This is a genomic window from Pseudoxanthomonas koreensis, assembly GCF_041890415.1.
GTDB classification, from domain to species: Bacteria; Pseudomonadota; Gammaproteobacteria; order Xanthomonadales; family Xanthomonadaceae; genus Pseudoxanthomonas; species Pseudoxanthomonas koreensis_A.
This window is the reverse complement of the sequence record NZ_CP169056.1, coordinates 1,347,608-1,369,395: the sequence shown is the minus strand read 5'-3', so window position 1 is coordinate 1,369,395 and position 21,788 is coordinate 1,347,608. Positions and strand designations below refer to the sequence as shown.

Sequence of the window (21,788 nt, the reverse complement as noted above, 5' to 3'; positions counted from 1 at the left end):
ATGCGCAACATCCGCGTTCTGCTGGTTGACGACCACGATGGCTTCATCAACGCCGCCATGCGCCACTTCCGCAAGGTGGACTGGCTGGAGGTGGCGGGCACCGCAGGCAACGGGCTGGAGGCAATCGAACGCTCCGAGGCGTTGCGCCCGGACGTGGTACTGATGGACCTGGCCATGCCCGAGATGGGCGGCCTGCAGGCCACCCGCCTGATCAAGACCCAGGACGAGCCCCCGTACATCGTGATCGCCAGCCACTTCGACGATGCCGAGCACCGCGAGCACGCCATGCGCGCCGGCGCCGACAACTTCGTCAGCAAGCTGTCCTACCTGCAGGAAGTGATGCCGATCCTGGAGCAGTTGGCGCAACAGGGAGCAGCATGAGCGAATCCCGCATCCTGGTGATCGACAGCCAGGCCGAGCGTGCCGAGCGCCTGTGTGGCCTGCTGGAGTTCATGGACCTCAACCCGCGCTGGGCTGCCTCGCCCGGCGACGTGGCCACCACCCGCCAGCGCCCGACCGACTGGATGGCGCTGGTGGTGGGTGAGCTGGACGATGCGGCAGCCGCGCGCGATTTCTTTTCCTGGGTGGGCGCGGCGCCACTGCCGCCGCCGGTCCTGCTGCTGGAGGGCGAGACCAGCGCCTTCGCCGCTGCGCACGGGCTGCACGAGGCCGGCGTGTGGCCACTGGAATCGCCCATCCGCCACGTCCAGCTTGAAGCCTGCCTGCGCCGGGCCAGCCTCACCCGCCTGGATGCCGAGGAACAGGCCGGCGCGGCCGTGGGCCAGGACAGTGGACCCACCGGCAACAGCCCGGCCGTGCAGCGCCTGCGCAGGATGATCGCGCAGGTGGCGCCGTTCGATACCACGGTGCTGGTCCTGGGTGAATCGGGTACCGGCAAGGAAGTGGCAGCGCGTGCCATCCACCAGCAATCGCCACGGCACGACGGGCCATTCGTGGCGATCAACTGCGGCGCGATCCCGCCGGACCTGCTGGAGAGCGAACTGTTCGGCCACGAGAAGGGCGCCTTCACCGGCGCGCTGAGCGCGCGCAAGGGCCGTTTCGAAATGGCCGACGGCGGCACCCTGCTGCTGGACGAGATCGGCGACATGAGCCTGCCAATGCAGGTCAAGCTGCTGCGCGTGCTGCAGGAGCGCAGCTTCGAACGCGTCGGCGGCAACCAGACCATCAAGTGCGACGTGCGGGTGATCGCCGCTACCCACCGCAACCTTGAAGACCGGATCGCCGAGGAGCATTTCCGCGAAGACCTGTTCTACCGGCTCAACGTGTTCCCGATCGAGATGCCACCGCTGCGCGAGCGCCGCGAGGACCTGCCGGTGCTGGTGGCAACCATCGCCGACCAGCTTGCCCGCACCGGCCGCGGCGAGGTCCGCTTTGCCGACAACGCGCTGGCCGCGCTGGCCGGATACGCCTGGCCGGGCAACGTGCGCGAGCTGACCAACCTGGTCGAGCGCCTTGCGGTGCTCAACCCGGGCGGCCTGGTGCGGCTGGAGGACCTGCCGGCGCGCTACCGCGCCCATATTCCGCCGGGCACCGAACCGGAGATGCCGGTACCGTCCCCTGCCCCGGCCACCGCCGCCACACCCGCCAAGCGCAAGACCGCACCGGCCGCGCCGGCTGAACAGCCCGCCGCCACCCTCGCTGCCACGAGCCTCCCGGAGGAAGGCCTGGACCTGCGCGAGCACATGGCCGCCATCGAGTTGCAGCTGATCCGCGAAGCACTTGAGCGCACCCAGGGCGTGGTCGCCCATGCGGCCCAGTTGCTCGGCCTGCGCCGCACCACCCTGGTGGAGAAGATGCGCAAGTACGGGATCGACAAGGAACAGGGCGAGCTGGCGGGGTAATGCCGGTAATGGCTGCCTGCGGAGAACGACCGTGACGCCCCACTACATTTTCATCATCGGCGTAGCCAAAGCCGGTACCACCGCCCTGGCTGGATGGCTGGTGAGCAATGGCCTGGCCACCTATGCGATCCCCGGCGTCAAGGAGCCCGGCACCTACCTGCGGACCGCGTCCAACTTCCATCCACCTGCACCGCCCCTGCCCGGCCAGTCCCCGTTGCTGGACGCGACGCCCGGCTATTTCGACAACCAGCGGGTGGTGTCGCGCCTGCCGGAACACCACACCAGGGTCGCATTGTGTCTTCGCAACCCGTTCGAAAGGGCGTGGAGCGACTACCGGATGAAGAAGCTGCTTGCGAGGCGGGCAGACGGCGCGAGTCAGTTCATAGAGCGCCTGCACCAGGTTGCGGGCGCTACGCCCCCGGACGCCCCGGACGAGTGGCATCGCCAGCGCAAGGAAGCAGTACTGCACAGCGTGCCCCGCGCATCGGCACATCATGTGGAAGCGCATTTCGACGCAGAGACCAGCCGCCTGCTTGAAGGTAGCTTCCTGCAGCGGCTGGCCTACGAGACCGCCTTCTTCCAGTCACGCCAGGTCTTTCCCCACCAGCCCGTCCTGCGCTTCAGCTTCTACTACCACGGCCTGCGGATGCTGCTGGACCGCTACCAGCCCGAGGATGTCGTGGTCCTGACCACCCACAGCCTTTCCGACCCGGACCGCCGCGCGGCAATGGCCGTGCGCCTGGCTGGCGGCGCCAGCGCGGGGCCACCCCTTGATTCCCGTTTCACGCTCAGCGACCTGGAGTTCGACGAGCCGGAGCCGGATTTTTCCGACCACGCTTTCGACCCGCTCCGCAGCATGTTCGCCTATGACCTGGAACACACGCTGGACCTACTCTCCAGCCGGGGGGTCTCCACAGACCTGATAGATCCCGCTGAACTGCACCGGCATATCGGCTGATGGGCACGCATCGTGCATGAGCCATTGCAGCCCAGGGACAACCCATGACGCTCATCTTGACCTACGGCACCTTCGACTTGCTCCATGTCGGGCATGTGAACCTGCTGCGCCGGGCGCGGGCGCTGGGTGACCGCCTGGTAGTGGGCCTTTCCAGCGACGCATTCAACGCGCTCAAGAAGAAGCAGGCCACCCAGTGCTATGCCGACCGGGAAACGGTGCTGCGCGCTATCCGCTATGTCGATGACGTATTCCCGGAGGACACCTGGGAGCAGAAGGCCGCCGACATCCAGCGGCTGGGGGCCGACCTGCTGGTGATGGGTTCGGACTGGACCGGCCACTTCGACCACTTTGGCCAGTACTGCCAGGTGCGCTACCTTCCGCGGACAGAGGACGTCTCCACCACTGCGCTGAAGGAGGAGATCCGGCGCACCGGCACGTCAACACCGATGCAGGGGCACACTCTGCGATGAACCCTGCCATCGAGCTGTGGCTGCACGACGACGCCCTCAACCTCCGGGTCCAGCCCTGTACTGGCGTGCGCCCTGCCGGCCTGCGTCTGCGCCGCCGTGACCGCGCGGCCACCGTCGACATCGTCTTCTCCACCAACGCCAATGCCCATGTGCCCCTGGCAGGGTTGCATGCCAAGGGATTGCAGCGCTGGGACGTGCTGCTGGTTGACGATGCTGGCGTGGAGGCCCCCTTGCGTCCCCGGCCGGCGGAGACGCAGGGCCGGCACTTCTTCAACGCCCGCATGGGCAACTGCGGGCTGTCGGCGTACCTGAGCGACAGCCTGGGATCATTGGTTCTGCTGACCGGGCCGTGGGAGCGGCACCAGGCAGTCGTCCAGGCAGAGGATGCCCGCGCCGCATTTCCGCGCTGGCTTGAGGAACTGCCGTTGGACGACACCCTCGTGCTGTTCGAAAGCTTCCTGGGCAAAAGCTATGCCGGCAACCCGCGCTACATCTACGAAGCCCTGCACCGGATGCGCCCGGACCTGCGCTGCGTGTGGGCCTATTCGGGCCGGGAATCGATCCCGGGGAATCCACAACGCATAGCCCGGGGGTCGGCCGAATACTACCGACTGCTGGCGACGGCGAAATACCGGGTGAACAACATCCGCTTCCCGGTGCCTGGACGAAAACCGCAGACCTGTTACTTCCAGACCTGGCATGGGACGCCACTCAAGCGGCTGGGGTATGACATCGAGGTCGACGGACCAGAGGCGGATGCGCGCGAAAGTTTCCATGCCGAATCGCAGGGTTGGACCACCCTGCTGAGCCCCAATCCGTTCTCCACGCAGACGCTGCGCCGCGCCTTCCGTTACGACGGCCAAGCCCTCGAGGCCGGCTATCCGCTGACCGACCCGTTGCTGGACCCAGGCCTGGACCGCACCGCTCTGGCAGGCCGGCTTGGCTTGCCCGCAGATGCCCGATTCATCCTCTATGCCCCGACCTGGCGCGACCACAAGCCGCTAGGCAACTGGCGTTTTGACCTCGACCTGCAGCTGGACCTGCAGGCGGTTTCCGCTGCGCTCGCGCCCGGGCAGATCCTCCTGTTGCGCGGCCACCACCTGGTCGCCAGCAGACTTGACCAAGCCGCCCTGCCCCACAACGTGCGGGACGTCTCGGGCGTGGACGACATCTCGCTCCTGTGCGCCATCGCCGACATCCTGGTCACCGACTACTCGTCGGTCTTCTTCGACTATGCGGTCACCGGCCGCCCCATCCTGTTCTATTGCTACGACCTGGAGCAGTACGAGACACAGGTGCGCGGGCTGTACCTGGATGTCGATCACGACCTTCCCGGCCCGGTTGCCCGGACCACGGCCGAACTTGTCCGGCTGCTGACCACGCTGCCGCAAGTGCAGGAACAGTACGCGCAGCGCTACGCCGCCTTCCGCGAGCGCTTCTGCGCATTGAACGACGGCCAGGTAGCGCAACGGGTGGTCCAGGCCGTGTTCGGCCCGGCTCCTGCACCATCCCTGTTTGCGTCGGACCTGGCCACACTTGGGGCCTGCCTGGATAGTGCTGACACGGAGCGCCTGCAGGCACTGATGCGCCGGTATGCCCCCCATGCCGCCACCATTTCCTCGCTTGTGTACGAGAAGCTGCCGGATGCCGAGCGTGCACGCTTCCTGGTGTGGTTCGCCAGGCGATGGGGCGGAATCGACCTGGTCGATCCGGACGAGATGGCCGCCTACCGCGCCGAGGTCCGGCGCATCCGCGCGGAAACGCGTGCACCGGTGGTGGTTGATGGTCGCACCTACAGCCTGCAGGACCTGCGCTCGCAAGGATACGACTTCCGCCTGGCCACCTACGAGTGGGTGCTGAGCATCCACGACGTGCTCTACGACCAGTATCAGAACGACACTTTCCGGGTCAGGCCGGGTGACGTCATCATCGATGCCGGGGCGTTCGTCGGGGACACCGCCGCGCTGTTCTGCGCCAAAACCGGAGCCGACTGCCAGGTCCACGCTTTCGAATTGCTCGACGAGAACATCGCCTTGTTCGAATACAACAACGCACTCAACGGCATCGCGGACCGGGTGGTGGTCAACCGCCTCGCCCTGTCCGACCGCAGCGGCGACCAGGTCACGATCCGCCAGGCCCGGCTCCAGGGCGCGACCTCGGTCGGCGCCGATGGTGGCGACGGCAGCGAGGAACTGATCCCCACCATCACCATCGATGACTATGTGGAGCGGGCGGGCCTGGCGCGCGTGGACCTGATCAAGATGGACATCGAGGGGTCGGAGGTCCCGGCGCTGGAAGGTGCGCGCCGGACCATCCGCAGGTTCCATCCGATGCTCGCACTCTGCCTCTACCACAAGTGGGACGACGTGCTGACTATTCCGCGCTTCCTCGCGTCCACCGGAATGCCGTACGACTTCTCCTTCAAGTGGGTGCAACTGCCCGATGGCTGGGAGGCGGTATTGCTGGCCAGTCCAGTTGCCGCGCCCCCGGAACGGGGCGCGGCGTGGGCATGAACGTACTGGTCTTCCCATGCGGCTCCGAGATCGGGCTGGAGATCCATGCCGCCTTGCGCCATGCCAAGGACATCCGCCTGCATGGTGTCTCGTCCGTCCCGGACCATGGCGAGTTCGTGTACGCGCGCTATCGGCACATCGGCGCGGACGCCCGGTCGCCGGCGCTGATCGATGAGCTGAATGCGCTCATCGACGAATGGGCGATCGACCTGGTCCTGCCCGCGCACGACAGCGTCATCCCGGTGCTGGCCATGGCGTCGCGGTTGCACTGCGCAGCTGCCGTGCCCGGGCCCGACATCGCCGCCACCTGCCGCGACAAACGGCTCACCTACGTCCGTCTGGCCCACCTCGGGATCGTCCCGGCCACCATCGACGGGCTGGCCGATGGCTACCCGATCTTCGCCAAGCCCGCGGTGGGACAGGGAAGCCAGGGCGCGGAACGCGTTGATGATTCCGACCGCCACCGTTACCTGTTGGAGAACGCCCGGGACTACCTGTTCAGCGAGTACCTCCCGGGCGCCGAGTACACAGTGGACTGCATCTCCGATGCCACCGGGACCCTGCTCGATGCCGCCCCCCGGACCCGCGAACGGGTGAAATCCGGCATCAGCGTGCGTACCGCTCCAGCGGCCGCCACGCCAGGGGTCGGAGCGATGGCCAAAGCCATCGCCGCCGAGCTGGCCCTGAAGGGGGCGTGGTTCTTCCAGGTGCGAATGGACCGCCATGGTGTGCCCAAGCTGCTGGAAGTGGCGCCCCGCATCGCCGGCTCGATGGCCCTGTCGCGCATGCGTGGGATCAACTATCCGCTGCTGCACGTGTACGCGCACCTGGGCAAGCCGTTCTCGGTACTGGCGCAGGGGCACGCGGTGGTCATGGACCGCGCCCTGTGCAATCGCTACCGCACCAGCTTGAGCTATGCCCGGGTGTACCTGGACCTGGACGACACGCTGGTGATCGATGGCGCGGTCAACCCGCTGCTGATGGCCCTGCTCTACCAGTGGCACGCACGCGGCACCGCCGTGGTCCTGCTCACCCGCCACGCCGGACAGCCGCTGGAGTGCCTTGCGCGCCATCGGATCTGTCCAGACCTGTTCGAGCGGATCGTCCACCTGCAGGACCGGTCGCCCAAAAGCGCGGCCATCGGCGGCGACCGCGACGCGATCTTCATCGATGATTCCTACCGTGAACGCAGGGACGTACATATGGCGTGTGGCATACCGGTGTTCGACCTCGACGCGGTGGAGCAACTGCTGGAGCTGCGCGCATGAGCCAGCCGACAACGGACACACGCGACCCCACGCCACTCCTTTCGATCGTGGTGCTGGTTTACAACACCGCCCCCTACCTGCGGGAGTGCTTCGATTCCCTGCTCGGCCAGCACTACGGCAACATCGAAGTGATCGCCATCGACGATGCCAGTACCGACGACAGCCTGGCCATCTGCCGCCAGTACGAGGCTGCGCATCCGAACTTCCGTTGCATCACCAAGCCCAACGAGGGCGGCGCGGTGTCGGGCAATCTGGGAATTTCGCTGGCGCGTGGAGAGTACGTCGCCCTGGTGGACTCTGACGACATGGTCACCGCGGATGGCTACCGGCTGCTGATGCAGGAAGCACTGCGCACCGGGGCCGACATCAGCATGGGCCGGGCGGCGCGGCTGCAGGAGGACGGCATTTCCTCTGTGTCCTTCCTGTATGAACCCTACGTGTGGGCACGCCCTCGGGTGCTCGATTCGGCCGAGGAATTCCCGGACCTGCACCACGATGGCTTCTACTGGAACAAGGTCTTTCGCACCGGTTTCCTCCGCGAGCACGGGCTGGGGATGGAGCCGGGTCTGCTGTATGCCGACAGGCCGTTCGTGCACCGGGCCTACTGGCTCAGCCGCCGCACCGCCATCATCCCGCAACTGGTGTACCTGTGGCGCGACCGCCCCGCGTCGGACGGAGGCTCGATCACCCGCAACCTGCGCCAGTCGGCCAACTTCCTGGACCGCATGCGCTCGGCGCGCCTGGAGTGGGAAATGTTGGCCCAGATGCCAGCGGCGCATGCGTACCGGCAGCGCATCGCGTTGGCCAACCTGCAGCGCGCCCTGCATGCGGCCTCCGGGATCGTGGGTTCGCCTTCGTTCCGGCAGGTGTTCATGCCTGCCCTGCGTGGACTGCTGGACCTGTATGGCGATCTCGACTGCCGGCCACTGGGCCCGCGTCGCCGCCTGTACCTGGAACTGGTGCGACGCGACGAGACCGAAGGCCTTTGCTTCCTGCTTGGCATTACCCACGAGCGCGGCTGGGTCGCGGAGATCGAAGGGGCCTGCTACTGGAAGCAGCCGTTCCTGGACAACGCGGAGGTCCCGATCCCGCGCGAAGCAATGCGCTTGTACTTTCCCGTCATCGGCTTCTTCCAGTTGCGCGACATCCGCCTGGAGGCGCGGCGCCTGTCCCTGACCCTGCACCTGCGCGCCGCGATCATGGCCGGGGGCGAGGTCGATTTCGAGCTGCATTCGATCTATGGCGAAGACACCAAGGTCCTCGTCCGTGAAGGCCTGATCGGGGAGGATGACTACGGGTATGCGCTGGATATGACCGACCTGGCGTGGGAGCCGGGCGCCCTGTACGGGCTGGTCATGCACTTCCGCACGCACGACGGTATCCACGGGAGGTACCGGATCAGCCAGGCGATGGTGTCGCCGGACCTCCCGCCGCGGCTACCCCTGTCCTGCCCGCACGGGCAGTTGCTGTATTCGCCCAAGGCCGGCGGAATGGGGTTTCTTGCCCGTTGAGTGGCACCATGGCGGCACGCAACTTGCACCACCGCAGGACAAGTCCCTGCAAAGCACGGCGCCACGAGGCATCGACCCATGAAAGCGTCCAAGCCCATCCCCGTCACCAGCCCCCTCCTTCCGCCGCTGGAGGAGTTCATCCCCTACCTGGAGCGGATCTGGGAAAGCCGGATCCTGACCAATGGCGGTGGCATGCACCAGGCGCTGGAGAAGGCCCTGTGCGCCTACCTTGGGGTCAAGCACATCGCCTTGTTCGCCAACGGCACCCTGGCCCTGGTGACCGCGCTGCAGGCCCTGCGCATCACCGGCGAGGTGATCACCACGCCCTATTCGTTCGTGGCAACCGCCCATTCCCTGCTGTGGAACGGAATCAAGCCGGTATTCGTGGACATCGACCCGGACACCTGCAACCTGGACCCGGCCCGGATCGAAGCCGCCATCACGCCGCAGACCACTGCGATCATGCCGGTGCACTGCTATGGCACCCCCTGCGACGTGGCCGCCATCGGCCGTATCGCCGACACCTACAACCTCAAGGTCATCTACGACGCCGCCCACGCATTCGGCGTGCGGGATGCACGCGGTAGCGTCCTGCGCCACGGCGACCTCTCGGTCCTCAGCTTCCATGCCACCAAGGTCTTCAACACATTCGAAGGCGGCGCCATCATCTGCCCTGATGCACGGACCAAACAGCGCATCGACCACCTGAAGAACTTCGGCTTCGTCAACGAAACCACCGTGGTCGCACCCGGCATCAACGGCAAGATGAACGAGGTCAGCGCCGCTTTCGGGCTGTTGCAGCTCAAGCACATCGACCGGGCCCTGGCCCGCCGCGCGCAGATCGATGCCCTGTACCGCCGGCACCTGTCCGGGGTACCGGGCCTGGAGTGCCGCTACGAGTTCGGCCAGGGCACTGCCAACCACGCCTATTTCCCTGTGATGGTGGATGAGCCGTATCCGCTGGCACGCGATGATCTGTACCAGCTTCTGCGCAATGAAAGCATCCTGGTGCGCCGTTACTTCTATCCGTTGATCAGCGAGTTCCCGATGTACCGCGGGCTGCCCTCTGCCGCCCCGGGCAACCTGCCCCGCGCGCACGCTGCGGCGCGACGGGTGCTGTGCCTGCCGATCCATCCGGACCTGTCTGATTGCGAAGTCGGCCGGATCTGCGAGCTGATTACCGCACGGGCCAAGCTCCGGGTCGCATGAGCCAGGTGGAACCTTCCTGGCAACGCTGGGGTCACCGGCGCATCACCGGGGCCGGCATCGGCCGGCTGCTGCTGGCGGCATGGTGGCTGCTGGACCGGGTAGTTCCCAAGCGCATGGATCACTGGGCATTCTTCGGCCACCCGCTCAAACCCGACCAACTGGTGGAGAATGCGCGCGCCGTGTTCGAGCAGGCCCGGCAACGACATGACCTGCACTGCCACGTGTTCCACCGCGGCGGAACGCCACCACTGGGACTGGACCCCGCCGGTCGCGCCCATGTGTGGGAGCTGGGCAGCATCGCTGGACTCTGGGCGCTGGCCCGCTGCGGCGTCCTGATGCTGACCAACTCAACCGCCATGGACATGTCACTGGCATGGCGCAACGGCGGCTTCAGCGCCCCACGTCCGGCCATGCGCCGCCGGGTTGTGGTGAACATGTGGCATGGCATTCCGCTGAAGCGCCTGTTTGCACTGGCCAATCCGGCGCAACGCCGCCATGGCGACCGGATCCGGTCGCGGCGATTGGAACGCCGCCATTACGATGGCCTGGTTGCCTCGTCCGACGTGGACAGCCACGCCATGGCGGCCATCTTCCACCCAATCCCGCCATCGCGGGTATGGGCCTGCGGACTTCCGCGCAACGACTTCCTGCTGATGCCGGAGTCACAGTTGCCAGCCGATCTTGTAGAGAGCCTGGCGACGCTGCACCGGCTGCGTGCGGGCCGCCGGCTGGTGCTTTACGCGCCGACCTACCGTGATGCCAGTGTCGCCGAACGCCTGTCCTACCCCTTCAGCCCGGACGAGATCGAGCGCCTTGCGCAGGTATTGCAACGTCACGGCGCGGTACTGGGGCTGCGTGGCCATTACCTCGCCAACGGGCCGGTTGCTCTGGCCAGCGGAGCCGGCCACGAGCGTCCCTTCCTCGACCTCGGGCACGAGCATTTCCCCGAAATTGCCCCGGTCCTGCGCGCATCCTGGGCAGTCGTGACCGACTACTCGTCGGTCTACATCGATGCGCTGTGCCTGGAACGTCCGGTCGTGTCCTTCGCCTATGACCTGGAGCACTATCGTGACCACCAGAACGGCCTGCTTTACCACATGGGGCTGGCATTCCCTGGCCCGGTGGCACGGGATTTCGATGCGCTGATCAATGCCTTGGACCGTTTGCTGTCGGGGGATGGCGCCCTCCCAGATGATCGTTATCGGATGGTGCAACGGATATTTTTTGCCCACGCCGATGCGAACAGCGCGCAGCGGGTGATCGCCCACACCCAAGCGCTGGTCGACGCCCGGAGGAGGCGGTGACGCACGCACACGACACGGGTCCGACGCCGTTGGTGAGCGTTGTGATGCCTGCCTACAAGGCCCGCTACCTCGCCCGCACGCTGCAAGGCGTGGCCATGCAGACGTACCGCCCGCTGGAACTGGTGGTGTGCGATGACTCCAGCGACGGCGCGGTGGAAGCAGTCGTGCAGGAGTTCGCCGCGGAGGTGGATTTCCCGGTCCACTACTCCCGCAATCCCAAGCGACTCTGGGAGACGGCCAGCACCGCGCGCGGTATCGCGATTGCGCAAGGCCACTACGTGAAGTTCCTGCACGACGACGACGTGATGGAACCGGAGTGCATTGCCGCGCTGGTGGCCGCCATGGAAAACAGGCCGGGCGTCATGCTGGCGTCGTCACGTCGGCGGCGCATCAATCCGGTCGGCCGCTGGCTGCCGGATATCGCCGCCACACTGTTCCCGTTCACCCGTGACGTACTGGTGGATGGATCCGAACTGGTGTCGTTCCTGGCCGACCACACCATCAATTTCATCGGTGAGCCCAGCTGCGTGCTGTGCCGGCGCGAGGATCTACTGCCCTTCGGGGACCGCCTGCCCTGGCTGGGCGACACCCGCATCCATTGGGTGTCGGACCTGGCCCTGTACGCCAAGCTGCTGCAGCACGGCGACTTGGCGTTGCTGGCCGCACCGCTGGTGAATGCACGCCAGTCGCCGCAGCAGTTCAGCCAGGCAGGCCGCACCCGCGTGGGCATCGGCGAGCAGGGGCACGCCGACTTTCGCGCCGCGATCCGCCGCCTGGGCTGGTACCGGCATACCGACGACGATGCCGGCCAGGTGAGCGTTGCCCCGCTGGACGGCTCGGCCCCGGCCCAACGCATCGACCTGCAGCAACTGCTGGCCGACGTGGCCGTGATCGCGGAGGAGCGCTGGCAGTTGCATGAATGGCAGGCCCGGCGTGCGCCGGTGGCGTCCATCTCGGACCGGCTGGACGCCTGGCTCCGGGACATGCCTGCCCGGCCAACGCTGGGCATCCTGGTCATGGCCACGGGGCATCGCCTCTCGGCGGTGGAGCGCACGGTAGCGCGGCTGGCCTTGCAGGCCGGGCTGATGGAGTGCATCACCTTCCGCGTCTGTGACGCACCAGCCGGCACGTTGCCGGCGGGCGTCGGCGTGAGCCGGGCAGGCATGGACGCAGCGTCACTGGATGCGGAACTGCGCGAATGGGATGTCGGTTGGCTGCTGGTGGTCCAGGCGGGCACCCAGTTCACGCTGGCTGGCCTGGTCCGGCTGCTGGTGGAGTTGGCGCACGGCCACGCTGGCACGCATGCCGTGTTTGCGGACGAGTGGCACCGCGACCACACCGGTGCGATCAGTCCCATCCTGCGCCCGGCGCTGGACACCGACCTGCTGCTGGCCAACCCATCCAGGCTCGCCGGGCATTGGGTGATCCGCCGCTCCACGCTGCTGGATGAAGGCGGCTTCTCGGCTGCCCTGGATGGCGTGGCCGGGCTGGACCTGGCGTTGCGTGTGCTGGAGCGCCACGGTGCCGATGCGGTCGTGCATATGCCCGAACCACTGCTGTTCTGCGAGTCACCGCAATGGGACGAGTCGGCGCAGCACGCCGCCATCGGTCGCCATCTGGCGGCCGTGGGCCACGACGGCGCCAGCGTGGAGGGCCTGGGCCGGGGCTTGCACCGGATCCGCTACACCACCAGCGCGCGCCCACCCGTCTCGGTGGTGGTCATCGCCAGCACCGAGCTCGCCCTGCTGCAGCGCTGCGTGCTCTCGGTACTGGAGAAAACCACCTATCCCGCTTACGAATTGCTGCTGGTGGACAACGGCACCCCGGCCGAGGGACGGCAGTGGATGGAGCAGGTTGCAGGGCTGGCGGGAGAACGCGTCCGTGCCTTTGCCCTCGATCCCCCGGTGCCCCACGCCGCGGCCTGCAACCTGGCCGCCGGCCAGGCGCGCGGCCGCTTCCTGCTTTTCCTGCATCAGGACGCCGCCGTGGTCCAACCGCAATGGCTGGAGTTGCTGGTGGAACATGGGCTGCGGCCCGGGATCGGAGCAGCGGGTGCGCGCACGGTATCGGCCGACGGCAAGGTGACCCATGCCGGCCTGGTGCCGGGCCTGGTGCCGGCGGGCAGCCGCGCCTTCCACGGCGAATCGATCGATGCCCCGGGCTATCTGGGCCGGCTGCAGGTGGCGCACGGCTGCGCGGCCGTGGCCGACGACTGCATGCTGGTGGATGCGCAGATGTTTGCGCAGTTGGGCGGCTTCGATGCCGAGCACTTCAGCGATGGCGGCGCCGACATGGACCTGTGCCTGCGCATCCGCCAGGCCGGCAGGCGTGTTGTCTGCGTGCCGGACGCCCTGCTGCTGCACGCGCCGACGCTCCCGGACGTCGCCCAGACGCAGCGGGTCAACGATGCCTTGTACGAACGCTGGCTCCCGGCCCTGGCTGGCGATGGCCTCCACCATCCGTCCCTGCGCCTGGATGCGACCGGCGGCTTCAACCTGGCCGAGCCGGACCTGTCCTGGCGGCAATTGCCGGCAGGCCTGCTGCCCCGCGTGCTTGCCCAGCCTGCCGATCCGTGGGGAAGCGGCCAGTACCGGGTGATCCAGCCCTTCGAGGCATTGCGCGCGTCAGGCATGGCCGAAGGCGCCTGTACCCCCCGCCTGCTCGAGCCGCTGGAACTGGCCCGCGTGGATCCGGACGTCGTGGTGCTGCAGCGCAGGCTGGGGGGCGTGGTGCTGGCCAGCATCGAGCGCATGCAACGCTTCTCGCCCGCCTTCCGGGTCTACGAACTGGACGACTGGCTGCCCGGCCTGCCAATGAAAAGCGCCCACCGGGCGGACATGCCCAAGGACATCACTGCGTCCCTGCGCCAGGTGCTGGTCCGTTGCGACCGCCTGGTGGTCTCCACTCACGCATTGGCCGAGGCTATGTCCGGTTTCCACGGGCAAATCCGGGTGGTGCAGAACCGGCTGGAGCCGAAGTCGTGGAGCCACCTGCCTGCTGCCGGGTCACGCCCGGAAGGCGGCCGCCCCCGCGTGGGCTGGGCCGGCGGCATCGGCCATGCCGGCGACCTGGAGATGATTGCCGAGGTGGTCCGCGAACTGGCCGGCGAGGTGGACTGGGTATTCTTCGGCCTGTGCCCGGAGAAGCTTCGGCCCTACATCAAGGAGTTCCATCAAGGCGTTGATTTTCATGCTTATTCGCGGGCGTTGGCGTTGCTTGATCTTGACCTGGCCCTGGCCCCGCTGGAGGACAACCGCTTCAACCAGTGCAAGAGCAACCTGCGCCTGCTCGAGTACGGCGCCTGCGGCTACCCGGTGGTGTGCTCGGACCTGGAGCCGTACCGGGGCGACCTGCCGGTGACCCGGGTCCGCAACCGGCACAACGACTGGGTGGGGGCAATCCGCCAGCACCTGGCCGACCGCGATGCCAGCGCCGCGGCCGGGTTGGCCCTGCGCGAGGCGGTACGCCGGGATTGGATACTGCAAGGCGACGCCCTGCAGGAGTGGCTGCGCGCCTGGCTGCCCGACTGACTGCGGCAGGGCCGGCTCCTGCCGTACCGTCCGGGGGTGCTGGCGGCGCGGTGCGCATGGCCCGCCGGGATCCCGTCGCGGTTACGGCACACTGCTTGCATCAGGCAGGCAAGACCGGCACGTTCCCGTCGGGGGGCCACCCATGACCGATTCGATCAGCTCCGTCCTGTCACAGATCCGCGCCTACCAGAGCCAACTGGGCCAGGCTTCGCGGACGGGTGACGTGGCCCGGGGCGACGCGATCCAGGGGCTGCGCGGCCTCCAGGAACCCGACAAGGCCGGCGCCACGGGGGCACCGAGTTTCACCGAGACCCTGCGCAACGCCATCAATGGCGTCAGCGAGGCCCAGGCGAAGTCCGGTGAACTCCAGGCCGCGTTCGAACGTGGCGACCCGGGCGCCGACCTGGCCCGGGTGATGGTCGCCTCGCAACAGGCGCAGGTGGCGTTCCGCGCCACGGTGGAGGTCCGCAACCGGATGGTGCAGGCCTACCAGGACGTCATGAACATGCCGCTGTGACCCAGGACTGAGACCCGATGGCCATCACGCTTTCCAAGGAATCCCTCAACCGCGAGCAGGCCACTGAAAAGGCCGCGCAGGCGGTGGTCAAGCTGCAGGAAATGCAGCTGGCCCGGAAGTTCGGCACGATGCTGATGATCGCCCTGGCGGTCGCCGCCGGCCTGTACGTGTTCTTCTGGTCGCAGAAGCCGGACTACAGCCCGCTCTACACCGGCATGGATCCCAAGGCCACGGCCGAAGCGGCCGACCTGCTGCGCACCGCGCAGATCCCGTTCAAGCTGGACCAGGCCACCGGCGCGATCTCGGTACCGGAAAAACACCTGCACGACGCGCGCCTGAAGCTGGCCGGCTCCGGCCTGACCGACAGCGGCCGCCTGGGCTTCGAGCTGATGGAGCGCGACCCGGGGTTCGGCGTCAGCCAGTTCGTCGAGAGCGCCCGCTACCAGCACGCACTGGAAACCGAACTGGTGCGCACCATCGCCACCTTGCGCCCGGTGCGCGACGCGCGCGTGCACCTGGCCATCCCCAAGCCGTCCGCGTTCACCCGCCAGCGCGAGGCGGCCAGCGCCTCGGTCGTGCTGGAACTGCGCTCCGGCGCCGTGCTCGAGCGCAACCAGGTCGATGCCATCGTGCATATGGTGTCTTCTTCCATCCCCGACCTGACCCCCGAGCGGGTGACCGTGGTCGACCAGAACGGGCGCCTGCTCAGCCGCAACGGTGCCGACAGCGACTCGGAACTGCGCGCAGTGCAGTTCGAGCAGGTACGTCGCCAGGAGACCTCCTACAACCAGCGCATCCGCGAGCTGCTCGAGCCACTGACCGGCCCCGGCCGGATCAACGCCGAGGTCACCGTGGACATGGACTTCTCGGTCACCGAGGAAGCGCGCGAGCTGTTCAACGGCGAGCCGCCCAAGCTGCGCAGCGAGCAGGTCAGCGAGAACAACACGCCGGTCGATGGCCCCCAGGGCATTCCCGGCGCGGCCAGCAATACGCCACCCGGCGCCACTGCACAGGCCACCGATCCGGCTGCCGATGCGGCGCCCGCCGTGGCCGCCGCCACCGAGACCTCGCGCTCGGCCACCCGCAACTTCGAGCTGGATCGCACCCTGCAGCACACCCGCCAGCCGGCCGGGCGCATCCGCCGGGTTACCGCCGCGGTGCTGGTGGATCACGTGCCGCGTACCGGCAAGGACGGCAAGTCCGTGCTCCAGCCGCTCAGTGCCGAAGAGATCGACCGGGTCCAGGACCTGGTGCGCCAGGCGGTGGGCTTCGACGCGGCGCGTGGCGACGTGGTCTCGGTGGTCAACGCCCCGTTCGTGCGCGAACAGGGCGACCCGGCGATGGAGCCGAACAAGTGGTGGGAGGATCCGCGCCTGCACGATGCCCTGCGCCTGGTGCTCGGTGCGGCGGTGGTGCTGGCCCTGCTGTTCGGCGTGCTGCGCCCGGCCCTGCGCCAGATCGCCGCGCCCATGCCCAGGCGAGGTGATGATGGCGATCTGTCGACCGCCGAGGTATCACTGGTGGATGGCGAGCAGGATCCGGAACTGGCCGCGGACACCGCGCGCATCGGCGCGGCCCCGCGCCAGCCCATCGCGCTGGCCTCCAGCGCCTACGAGGACCGCCTGCGCAACGCGCGCGATGCGGTCAAGACCGACTCCAAGCGGGTCGCCCAGGTAGTAAAGGACTGGTTGGGCAATGAGACAGCCTAGCAATCCCGAAGAATTGACCGGCGTGCAGCGCGCCGCCGTGCTGCTGCTCTCGCTGGGCGAGGGCGACGCGGCCGAGGTGCTCAAGCACATGGGCGCCAAGGAAGTGCAGAAGCTCGGCCTGGCCATGGCGACCATGAGCGGGATCAGCCGCGAACAGGTCGAGAAGGTCATGGACGACTTCCAGGGCGCACTGGAAAAGCAGACCTCGCTGGGCGTGGGCGCCGACGACTACATCCGCAACGTGCTGGTCCAGGCGCTGGGTGCGGACAAGGCCGGTGGCCTGATCGACCGCATCCTGCTGGGCCGCAACACCACCGGCCTGGACACCCTCAAGTGGATGGACCCACGCGCGGTGGCCGACCTGGTGCGCAACGAGCATCCGCAGATCATCGCCATCGTGCTCTCGCACCTGGACGGCGACCAGGCCGCCGATGCGCTCAAGTTCCTGCCAGAGCGGGTGCGCGCCGACGTGCTGTTGCGCATCGCCACCCTCGACGGCATCCCGCCCAATGCCCTGAACGAGCTCAACGAGATCATGGAGCGCCAGTTCGCCGGCAACCAGAACCTCAAGTCCTCCAGCATCGGCGGGGTCAAGGTGGCGGCCAACATCCTCAACTTCCTGGAAACCGGGCAGGACCAGTCGATCCTGGGCGCGATCTCGCAGGTGGATGCCGAGCTGTGCCAGCGCATCCAGGACCTGATGTTCGTGTTCGACGACCTGGTCGAACTCGATGACCGCGAGCTGCAGACCCTGCTGCGCGAGGTCTCCGGCGAGCGCCTGGGCATCGCCCTGCGCGGGGCCGACGTCAAGGTGCGCGAGAAGATCACCCGCAACATGTCCCAGCGTGCCGCCGAAATCCTGCTTGAGGACATGGATGCGCGTGGTCCCGTGCGCCTGTCCGACGTGGAGGCGGCGCAGAAGGAGATCCTGGCCATCGTCAGGCGCCTGGCCGATGAGGGCGCGATCGCGCTCAACAGCGCCGGTGGCGAGGAGCTTGTATGAGCGCCGTGCGCTGGCTGGCACCGGAACTGGACGCACGGCCGGGCGACTCGGACGCCGAGGCGCCGGTGCTGCGGCCGCCCACCCTGGACGAGATCCAGGCCATCCAGGAGGCTGCGCGTCGTGAAGGCTATGAAGAAGGCCTGGCGCGCGGCCACCAGGAGGGCTTCGGCCAGGGCCAGGCCGAGGTGCGCCGGCTGACCGCGCAGATCGAAGGCATCCTGGACAACTTCTCGCGTCCCCTGGCGCGGCTGGAGGACGAGGTCACCACCGCGCTGGGTGAACTGGCCGTGCGCATCGCCGGCAGCCTGGTCGGGCGTGCCTACGACGCCGATCCGGTACTGCTTTCGGACCTGGTGGGCGAAGCCGTGGACGCGGTGGGCGGTGCCAGCCGCGAGGTCGAGGTTCGCCTGCATCCGGACGACATCGCCACCCTGGCTCCGCTGCTGACCCTGGTCGCAGGCGTGCGCCTGGCGCCGGACCCTGCCCTGGGCCGTGGCGACCTGCGCGTGCACGCCGAGGCCGCGCGCATCGACGGCACCCTGGAAGCGCGCCTGCGCGGGGCGCTGGAAAGCGTGATCCACAAGGCCGGGAGCGGCCCATGACCCCACCTCCCCCTGCGCCCGCCACTCCTGCGCCGGTCGTGCCCGGCGCGGTCCCGGCCGACTGGCTGGCCGCCCGCAACCTGCGCCTGGCCACGCGCCTGGACGCGATATCGCTGGATCCGTCCGCCGGCCGCGGCCTGATCCGCGAGGGCGTGCTGCGCCGTGCGGTCGGCCTGACCCTGGAGGCGACCGGCTGCGAGGCGCCGATGGGCGCCACCTGCCGGGTCGAAGTGGCCGATGGCGGCTGGGTCGAAGCCGAGGTGGTGGGCTTTGCCGGCGAACGCACCTCGCTGATGCCCAGTGCCGAGCTGCATGGCCTGCTGCCCAACGCCCGGGTGGTGCCGGTCCGGCGCCGCGGCGGCGTGGAAGTGGGCGAAGGCCTGCTCGGCCGGGTAATCGATTCGGACGGCGTGCCGCTGGACGGCAAGGGCACGGTCCGCGCCGAAGGCAGCGTGGGCATGGCCGGCGTGGCGATCAACCCGCTGGCACGCGAGCCCATCATCCAGCCGCTGGATGTGGGTGTGCGCGCCATCAATGCCCTGCTGCCCATCGGCCGCGGCCAGCGCATCGGCCTGTTCGCCGGTTCGGGCGTGGGCAAGTCGACCCTGCTGGGCATGATGACCCGCTACACCGCCGCCGACGTGATCGTGGTCGGCCTGATCGGCGAACGCGGACGCGAAGTGCGTGACTTCGTCGAGACCACCCTGGGCGAGGAAGGCCTGCGCCGCGCCGTGGTCGTGGCCGCGCCTGCCGACCGCCCGCCGCTGGCGCGCCTGCACGGCGCCTACCGCGCCACCGCCATCGCCGAGTGGTTCCGCGACCAGGGCCTGAACGTGCTGCTGCTGATGGATTCGCTGACCCGCTTCGCCCAGGCCCAGCGCGAGATCGGCCTGTCGGTGGGCGAGCCGCCCACCACCCGCGGCTACCCGCCGTCGGTGTTCGCCAAGCTGCCGGCGCTGGTCGAACGCGCCGGCAACGGCGCCGCCGGGCGCGGCTCGATCACTGCCTTCTACACCGTGCTGACCGAGGGCGACGACCCGCAGGACCCCATCGCCGACGCCGCACGCGCCATCCTTGACGGCCACATCCTGCTGTCGCGCCGGATTGCCGACGCCGGCCTGTACCCCGCCATCGACGTGGAATCCTCGGTCAGCCGCGTGGTCCAGGACATCGCCGACGAGACCTGGCGCGAGCGCATCCGTGCGCTCAAGCGCCTGGTCGCCGCGTACAACTCCAACCGCGACCTGATCGCCATCGGCGCCTACCAGCGCGGCGGCGACCCGGTGGTGGACGAGGCGCTGGACCGCTGGCCGGAGATCGTCGAGTTCCTCGGCCAGGACGTGGCCCGCGCCGCGGACCTGGACCATAGCCGCGAAGCTCTGGCCCGACTGTTGCATGTGCAGGCGCAAGACACGCTGCACGAGCATGAGGAGAACGCAGCATGATGCAGTCCCGACGCATCGACCCGCTGCTGCGCCGTGCCCAGGAGCACGAGGACGCAGTTGCCCGCGAGCTGGCCGAGCGCCAGCGTGCGCACGTGCTGCAGGAATCGCGCCTGGACGAGCTGCGCCGCTACGTGGACGAATATGGCTGCAGCCAGATGGCGGCCACCAGCCCGGCGCAGCTGGCCAACCGGCGCGCCTTCCTGGACCGCCTGGAAAGCGCGGTCGAGCAGCAGAGCCGCAACGTGGACAACAGCCGCCAGCACCTGGAGGCCGAACGTACCCGCCTGCTGCTGGCCAGCCGCGACAAGCAGGTGCTGGAACAGCTGGCCGCCAGTTACCGGGCCCAGGAGCGCAAGGTGGACGAGCGCCGCAGCCAGCGCGAGATGGACGACCTGGGCGCGCGCCGCGTGCGCGCTGCCCATGAGCAGGCCAGTGAATCCGAGGGGGAGTCGCCTTGAACATGTCCGCCATCGCCGCTGGCGCCACGTCGGCTCCGGCGCAGCCGGTTCCCGGTGCAGGCAGCAGCGCACCGGAGGACAGCGGCAACGGGACCTTTTCGCGCATGCTGCAGGGCGATGCGGCGGCGCAACGCACTTCGCGCCCTGCGCAATCGGCCACCGACCAGGCCCGCACCCCGCGCACCACCGACCCGGCCGGCGACGAGGCCGGGCAACGCCCGTCCGCCGGCACCGACGAGGCCGCTGCCGCCGAGGACACCCGGCCGGAGGCCGTGGCAGAGCGCAGCGAGCCCGCCGCCACCGAAACCACCGCCGAGACCGGCTCCGACACCGACTCCGGCTGGCCGCCGCCCGGGCTGGCCAGCCTGCTCGACCCGGCCGCAGCAACACCTCCGGCCCCCACGCCGGCACCGGCCTCGCCGCCGCTGCCGACGCCCGCGCAGGCACTCCCCTCGACCGCCGAGGCTGCGGCTGCCGCACTGCCGGAGCAGGCGCCGGCAGCGGCCCTCGCCGCCGCGCCGACGCAGGACGCACCCACCAATACCGCCCCCGAATTGCAGCCCGATCCATCGACCGCTGCCGGCCCACAGGCCACGCCAGGCCGCGCCGGTCCTGCATTGCCGGCAGGAGCCGCCGCAGCCGACCCGCTGCCGGCCACCAGGCCGTCAGCCCCGGCCCCCGCACTGCCCGATGCCCTGCCCGCCACCACCGCAACACCCGCGTCGGCCACCCCCAGCCCCATCACCGTGGCGGCCAACGAAGGGCCGGCGGCCACCTTTGCCATCCAGGGCGCGGCACCGACCCCAGGCAGCAGCGCGCCGGGCCCCGCCCTGCCGCTGTCCGCCCCGCATGCCCCCACGCCGCAGTTGCATGGCGACACCTTTGCCGATGATGTCGGCACACATGTGCGCTGGCTGGCGGGCCAGAAGATCGGCCACGCCCACATCCGCATCTCGCCGCAGGAACTGGGACCGGTGGAAATCCGCCTGCGCATGGATGGCGAGCGCATCAGCGCCGAGTTCACCAGCGCCCAGCCCGAAGTGCGCCAGGCCCTGGAAAGCAGCCTGCCGCGCCTGCGCGACATGCTGGGCCAGCACGGGTTCCAGCTGGCCCACGCCGGCGTCGGCCAGCAGCAATCGCAGTCGTCCCAGGAAGGTGGCCGCCAGGCCACCGGCGAAGGCACTGGCGGCAATGCGGAAGGCGGTGCCCTGGGCGACGCCGGCAGCGAGCTGGCAGCCACCCCGGGCGTCGTCCACCGCGGCCTGCTCGACGCCTACGCCTGATCGCTGATCTCCTGATCCCTGCGCCGCACCTGCGGCGCCGACGCTCGTGCCACGGTGTGGTGCGCGGCAGCAGGCATCGTGCCGCACCGCCGCGACCAAAACCCCGCCCCACCATTTCAGGCCGCGAGGCCGCGTCCATCCCCTCA

The 21,788-nt window shown here is 68.7% G+C and carries 17 protein-coding genes; all 17 read left to right on the top strand.

What is annotated here, in order from left to right; all coding sequences use genetic code 11:
* Nucleotides 1-381: a response regulator transcription factor gene (locus ACEJ41_RS06225; RefSeq protein WP_374013917.1), complete on the top strand. Its 381-nt coding sequence runs from the start codon at nt 1-3 to the stop codon at nt 379-381.
* Nucleotides 378-1,862, top strand: coding sequence for a sigma-54 dependent transcriptional regulator (locus ACEJ41_RS06220; RefSeq protein WP_374013916.1), 1,485 nt, complete (start codon nt 378-380; stop codon nt 1,860-1,862). Before ACEJ41_RS06225 ends, ACEJ41_RS06220 begins: the two co-directional genes overlap by 4 nt.
* A 31-nt stretch (nt 1,863-1,893) precedes the next feature.
* Nucleotides 1,894-2,820 (top strand): hypothetical protein, encoded by a 927-nt coding sequence (locus ACEJ41_RS06215; RefSeq protein WP_374013915.1) that lies wholly within the window; start codon nt 1,894-1,896, stop codon nt 2,818-2,820.
* Nucleotides 2,821-2,864: 44 nt separating this feature from the next.
* The gene (locus ACEJ41_RS06210; protein ID WP_374013914.1) at nt 2,865-3,290 is read left to right on the top strand and encodes an adenylyltransferase/cytidyltransferase family protein; all 426 of its coding nucleotides are present in this window, start codon (nt 2,865-2,867) and stop codon (nt 3,288-3,290) included.
* Complete coding sequence (locus ACEJ41_RS06205; RefSeq protein ID WP_374013913.1) at nt 3,287-5,803, top strand: FkbM family methyltransferase; 2,517 nt, start codon at nt 3,287-3,289, stop codon at nt 5,801-5,803. The genes ACEJ41_RS06210 and ACEJ41_RS06205 overlap by 4 nt, the downstream gene beginning before the upstream one ends.
* Nucleotides 5,800-7,071 (top strand): ATP-grasp domain-containing protein, encoded by a 1,272-nt coding sequence (locus ACEJ41_RS06200; RefSeq protein WP_374013912.1) that lies wholly within the window; start codon nt 5,800-5,802, stop codon nt 7,069-7,071. Before ACEJ41_RS06205 ends, ACEJ41_RS06200 begins: the two co-directional genes overlap by 4 nt.
* A complete protein-coding gene (locus tag ACEJ41_RS06195) occupies nt 7,068-8,582 on the top strand; it encodes a glycosyltransferase (RefSeq protein ID WP_374013911.1) in 1,515 nt (504 codons plus the stop codon). Before ACEJ41_RS06200 ends, ACEJ41_RS06195 begins: the two co-directional genes overlap by 4 nt.
* 78 nt (nt 8,583-8,660) lie before the next feature.
* Complete coding sequence (locus tag ACEJ41_RS06190) at nt 8,661-9,791, top strand: DegT/DnrJ/EryC1/StrS family aminotransferase (protein ID WP_374013910.1); 1,131 nt, start codon at nt 8,661-8,663, stop codon at nt 9,789-9,791.
* Complete coding sequence (locus tag ACEJ41_RS06185; RefSeq protein WP_374013909.1) at nt 9,788-11,095, top strand: CDP-glycerol glycerophosphotransferase family protein; 1,308 nt, start codon at nt 9,788-9,790, stop codon at nt 11,093-11,095. The genes ACEJ41_RS06190 and ACEJ41_RS06185 overlap by 4 nt, the downstream gene beginning before the upstream one ends.
* Before the next feature lie 44 nt (nt 11,096-11,139).
* Nucleotides 11,140-14,625: a glycosyltransferase gene (locus ACEJ41_RS06180; protein ID WP_374013908.1), complete on the top strand. Its 3,486-nt coding sequence runs from the start codon at nt 11,140-11,142 to the stop codon at nt 14,623-14,625.
* Between the two features lie 142 nt (nt 14,626-14,767).
* Nucleotides 14,768-15,142 carry a flagellar hook-basal body complex protein FliE gene (fliE, locus tag ACEJ41_RS06175; RefSeq protein ID WP_374013907.1) on the top strand — a complete coding sequence of 125 codons (375 nt, stop codon included), beginning with the start codon at nt 14,768-14,770 and terminating at the stop codon, nt 15,140-15,142.
* 17 nt (nt 15,143-15,159) lie between these two features.
* Nucleotides 15,160-16,851: a flagellar basal-body MS-ring/collar protein FliF gene (gene fliF / locus ACEJ41_RS06170; protein ID WP_374013906.1), complete on the top strand. Its 1,692-nt coding sequence runs from the start codon at nt 15,160-15,162 to the stop codon at nt 16,849-16,851.
* Between the two features lie 13 nt (nt 16,852-16,864).
* Nucleotides 16,865-17,854, top strand: coding sequence for a flagellar motor switch protein FliG (fliG, locus tag ACEJ41_RS06165; protein ID WP_374014082.1), 990 nt, complete (start codon nt 16,865-16,867; stop codon nt 17,852-17,854).
* Complete coding sequence (locus ACEJ41_RS06160; protein ID WP_374013905.1) at nt 17,851-18,456, top strand: FliH/SctL family protein; 606 nt, start codon at nt 17,851-17,853, stop codon at nt 18,454-18,456. Before fliG ends, ACEJ41_RS06160 begins: the two co-directional genes overlap by 4 nt.
* Nucleotides 18,453-19,901: a flagellar protein export ATPase FliI gene (gene fliI / locus ACEJ41_RS06155; RefSeq protein ID WP_374013904.1), complete on the top strand. Its 1,449-nt coding sequence runs from the start codon at nt 18,453-18,455 to the stop codon at nt 19,899-19,901. The genes ACEJ41_RS06160 and fliI overlap by 4 nt, the downstream gene beginning before the upstream one ends.
* Nucleotides 19,898-20,359: a flagellar export protein FliJ gene (fliJ, locus tag ACEJ41_RS06150; protein WP_374013903.1), complete on the top strand. Its 462-nt coding sequence runs from the start codon at nt 19,898-19,900 to the stop codon at nt 20,357-20,359. The genes fliI and fliJ overlap by 4 nt, the downstream gene beginning before the upstream one ends.
* A gap of 2 nt (nt 20,360-20,361) precedes the next feature.
* Entirely contained in the window at nt 20,362-21,642 is a 1,281-nt protein-coding gene (locus ACEJ41_RS06145) for a flagellar hook-length control protein FliK (RefSeq protein ID WP_374013902.1), read from the top strand.
* Nucleotides 21,643-21,788: the final 146 nt, after the last annotated feature.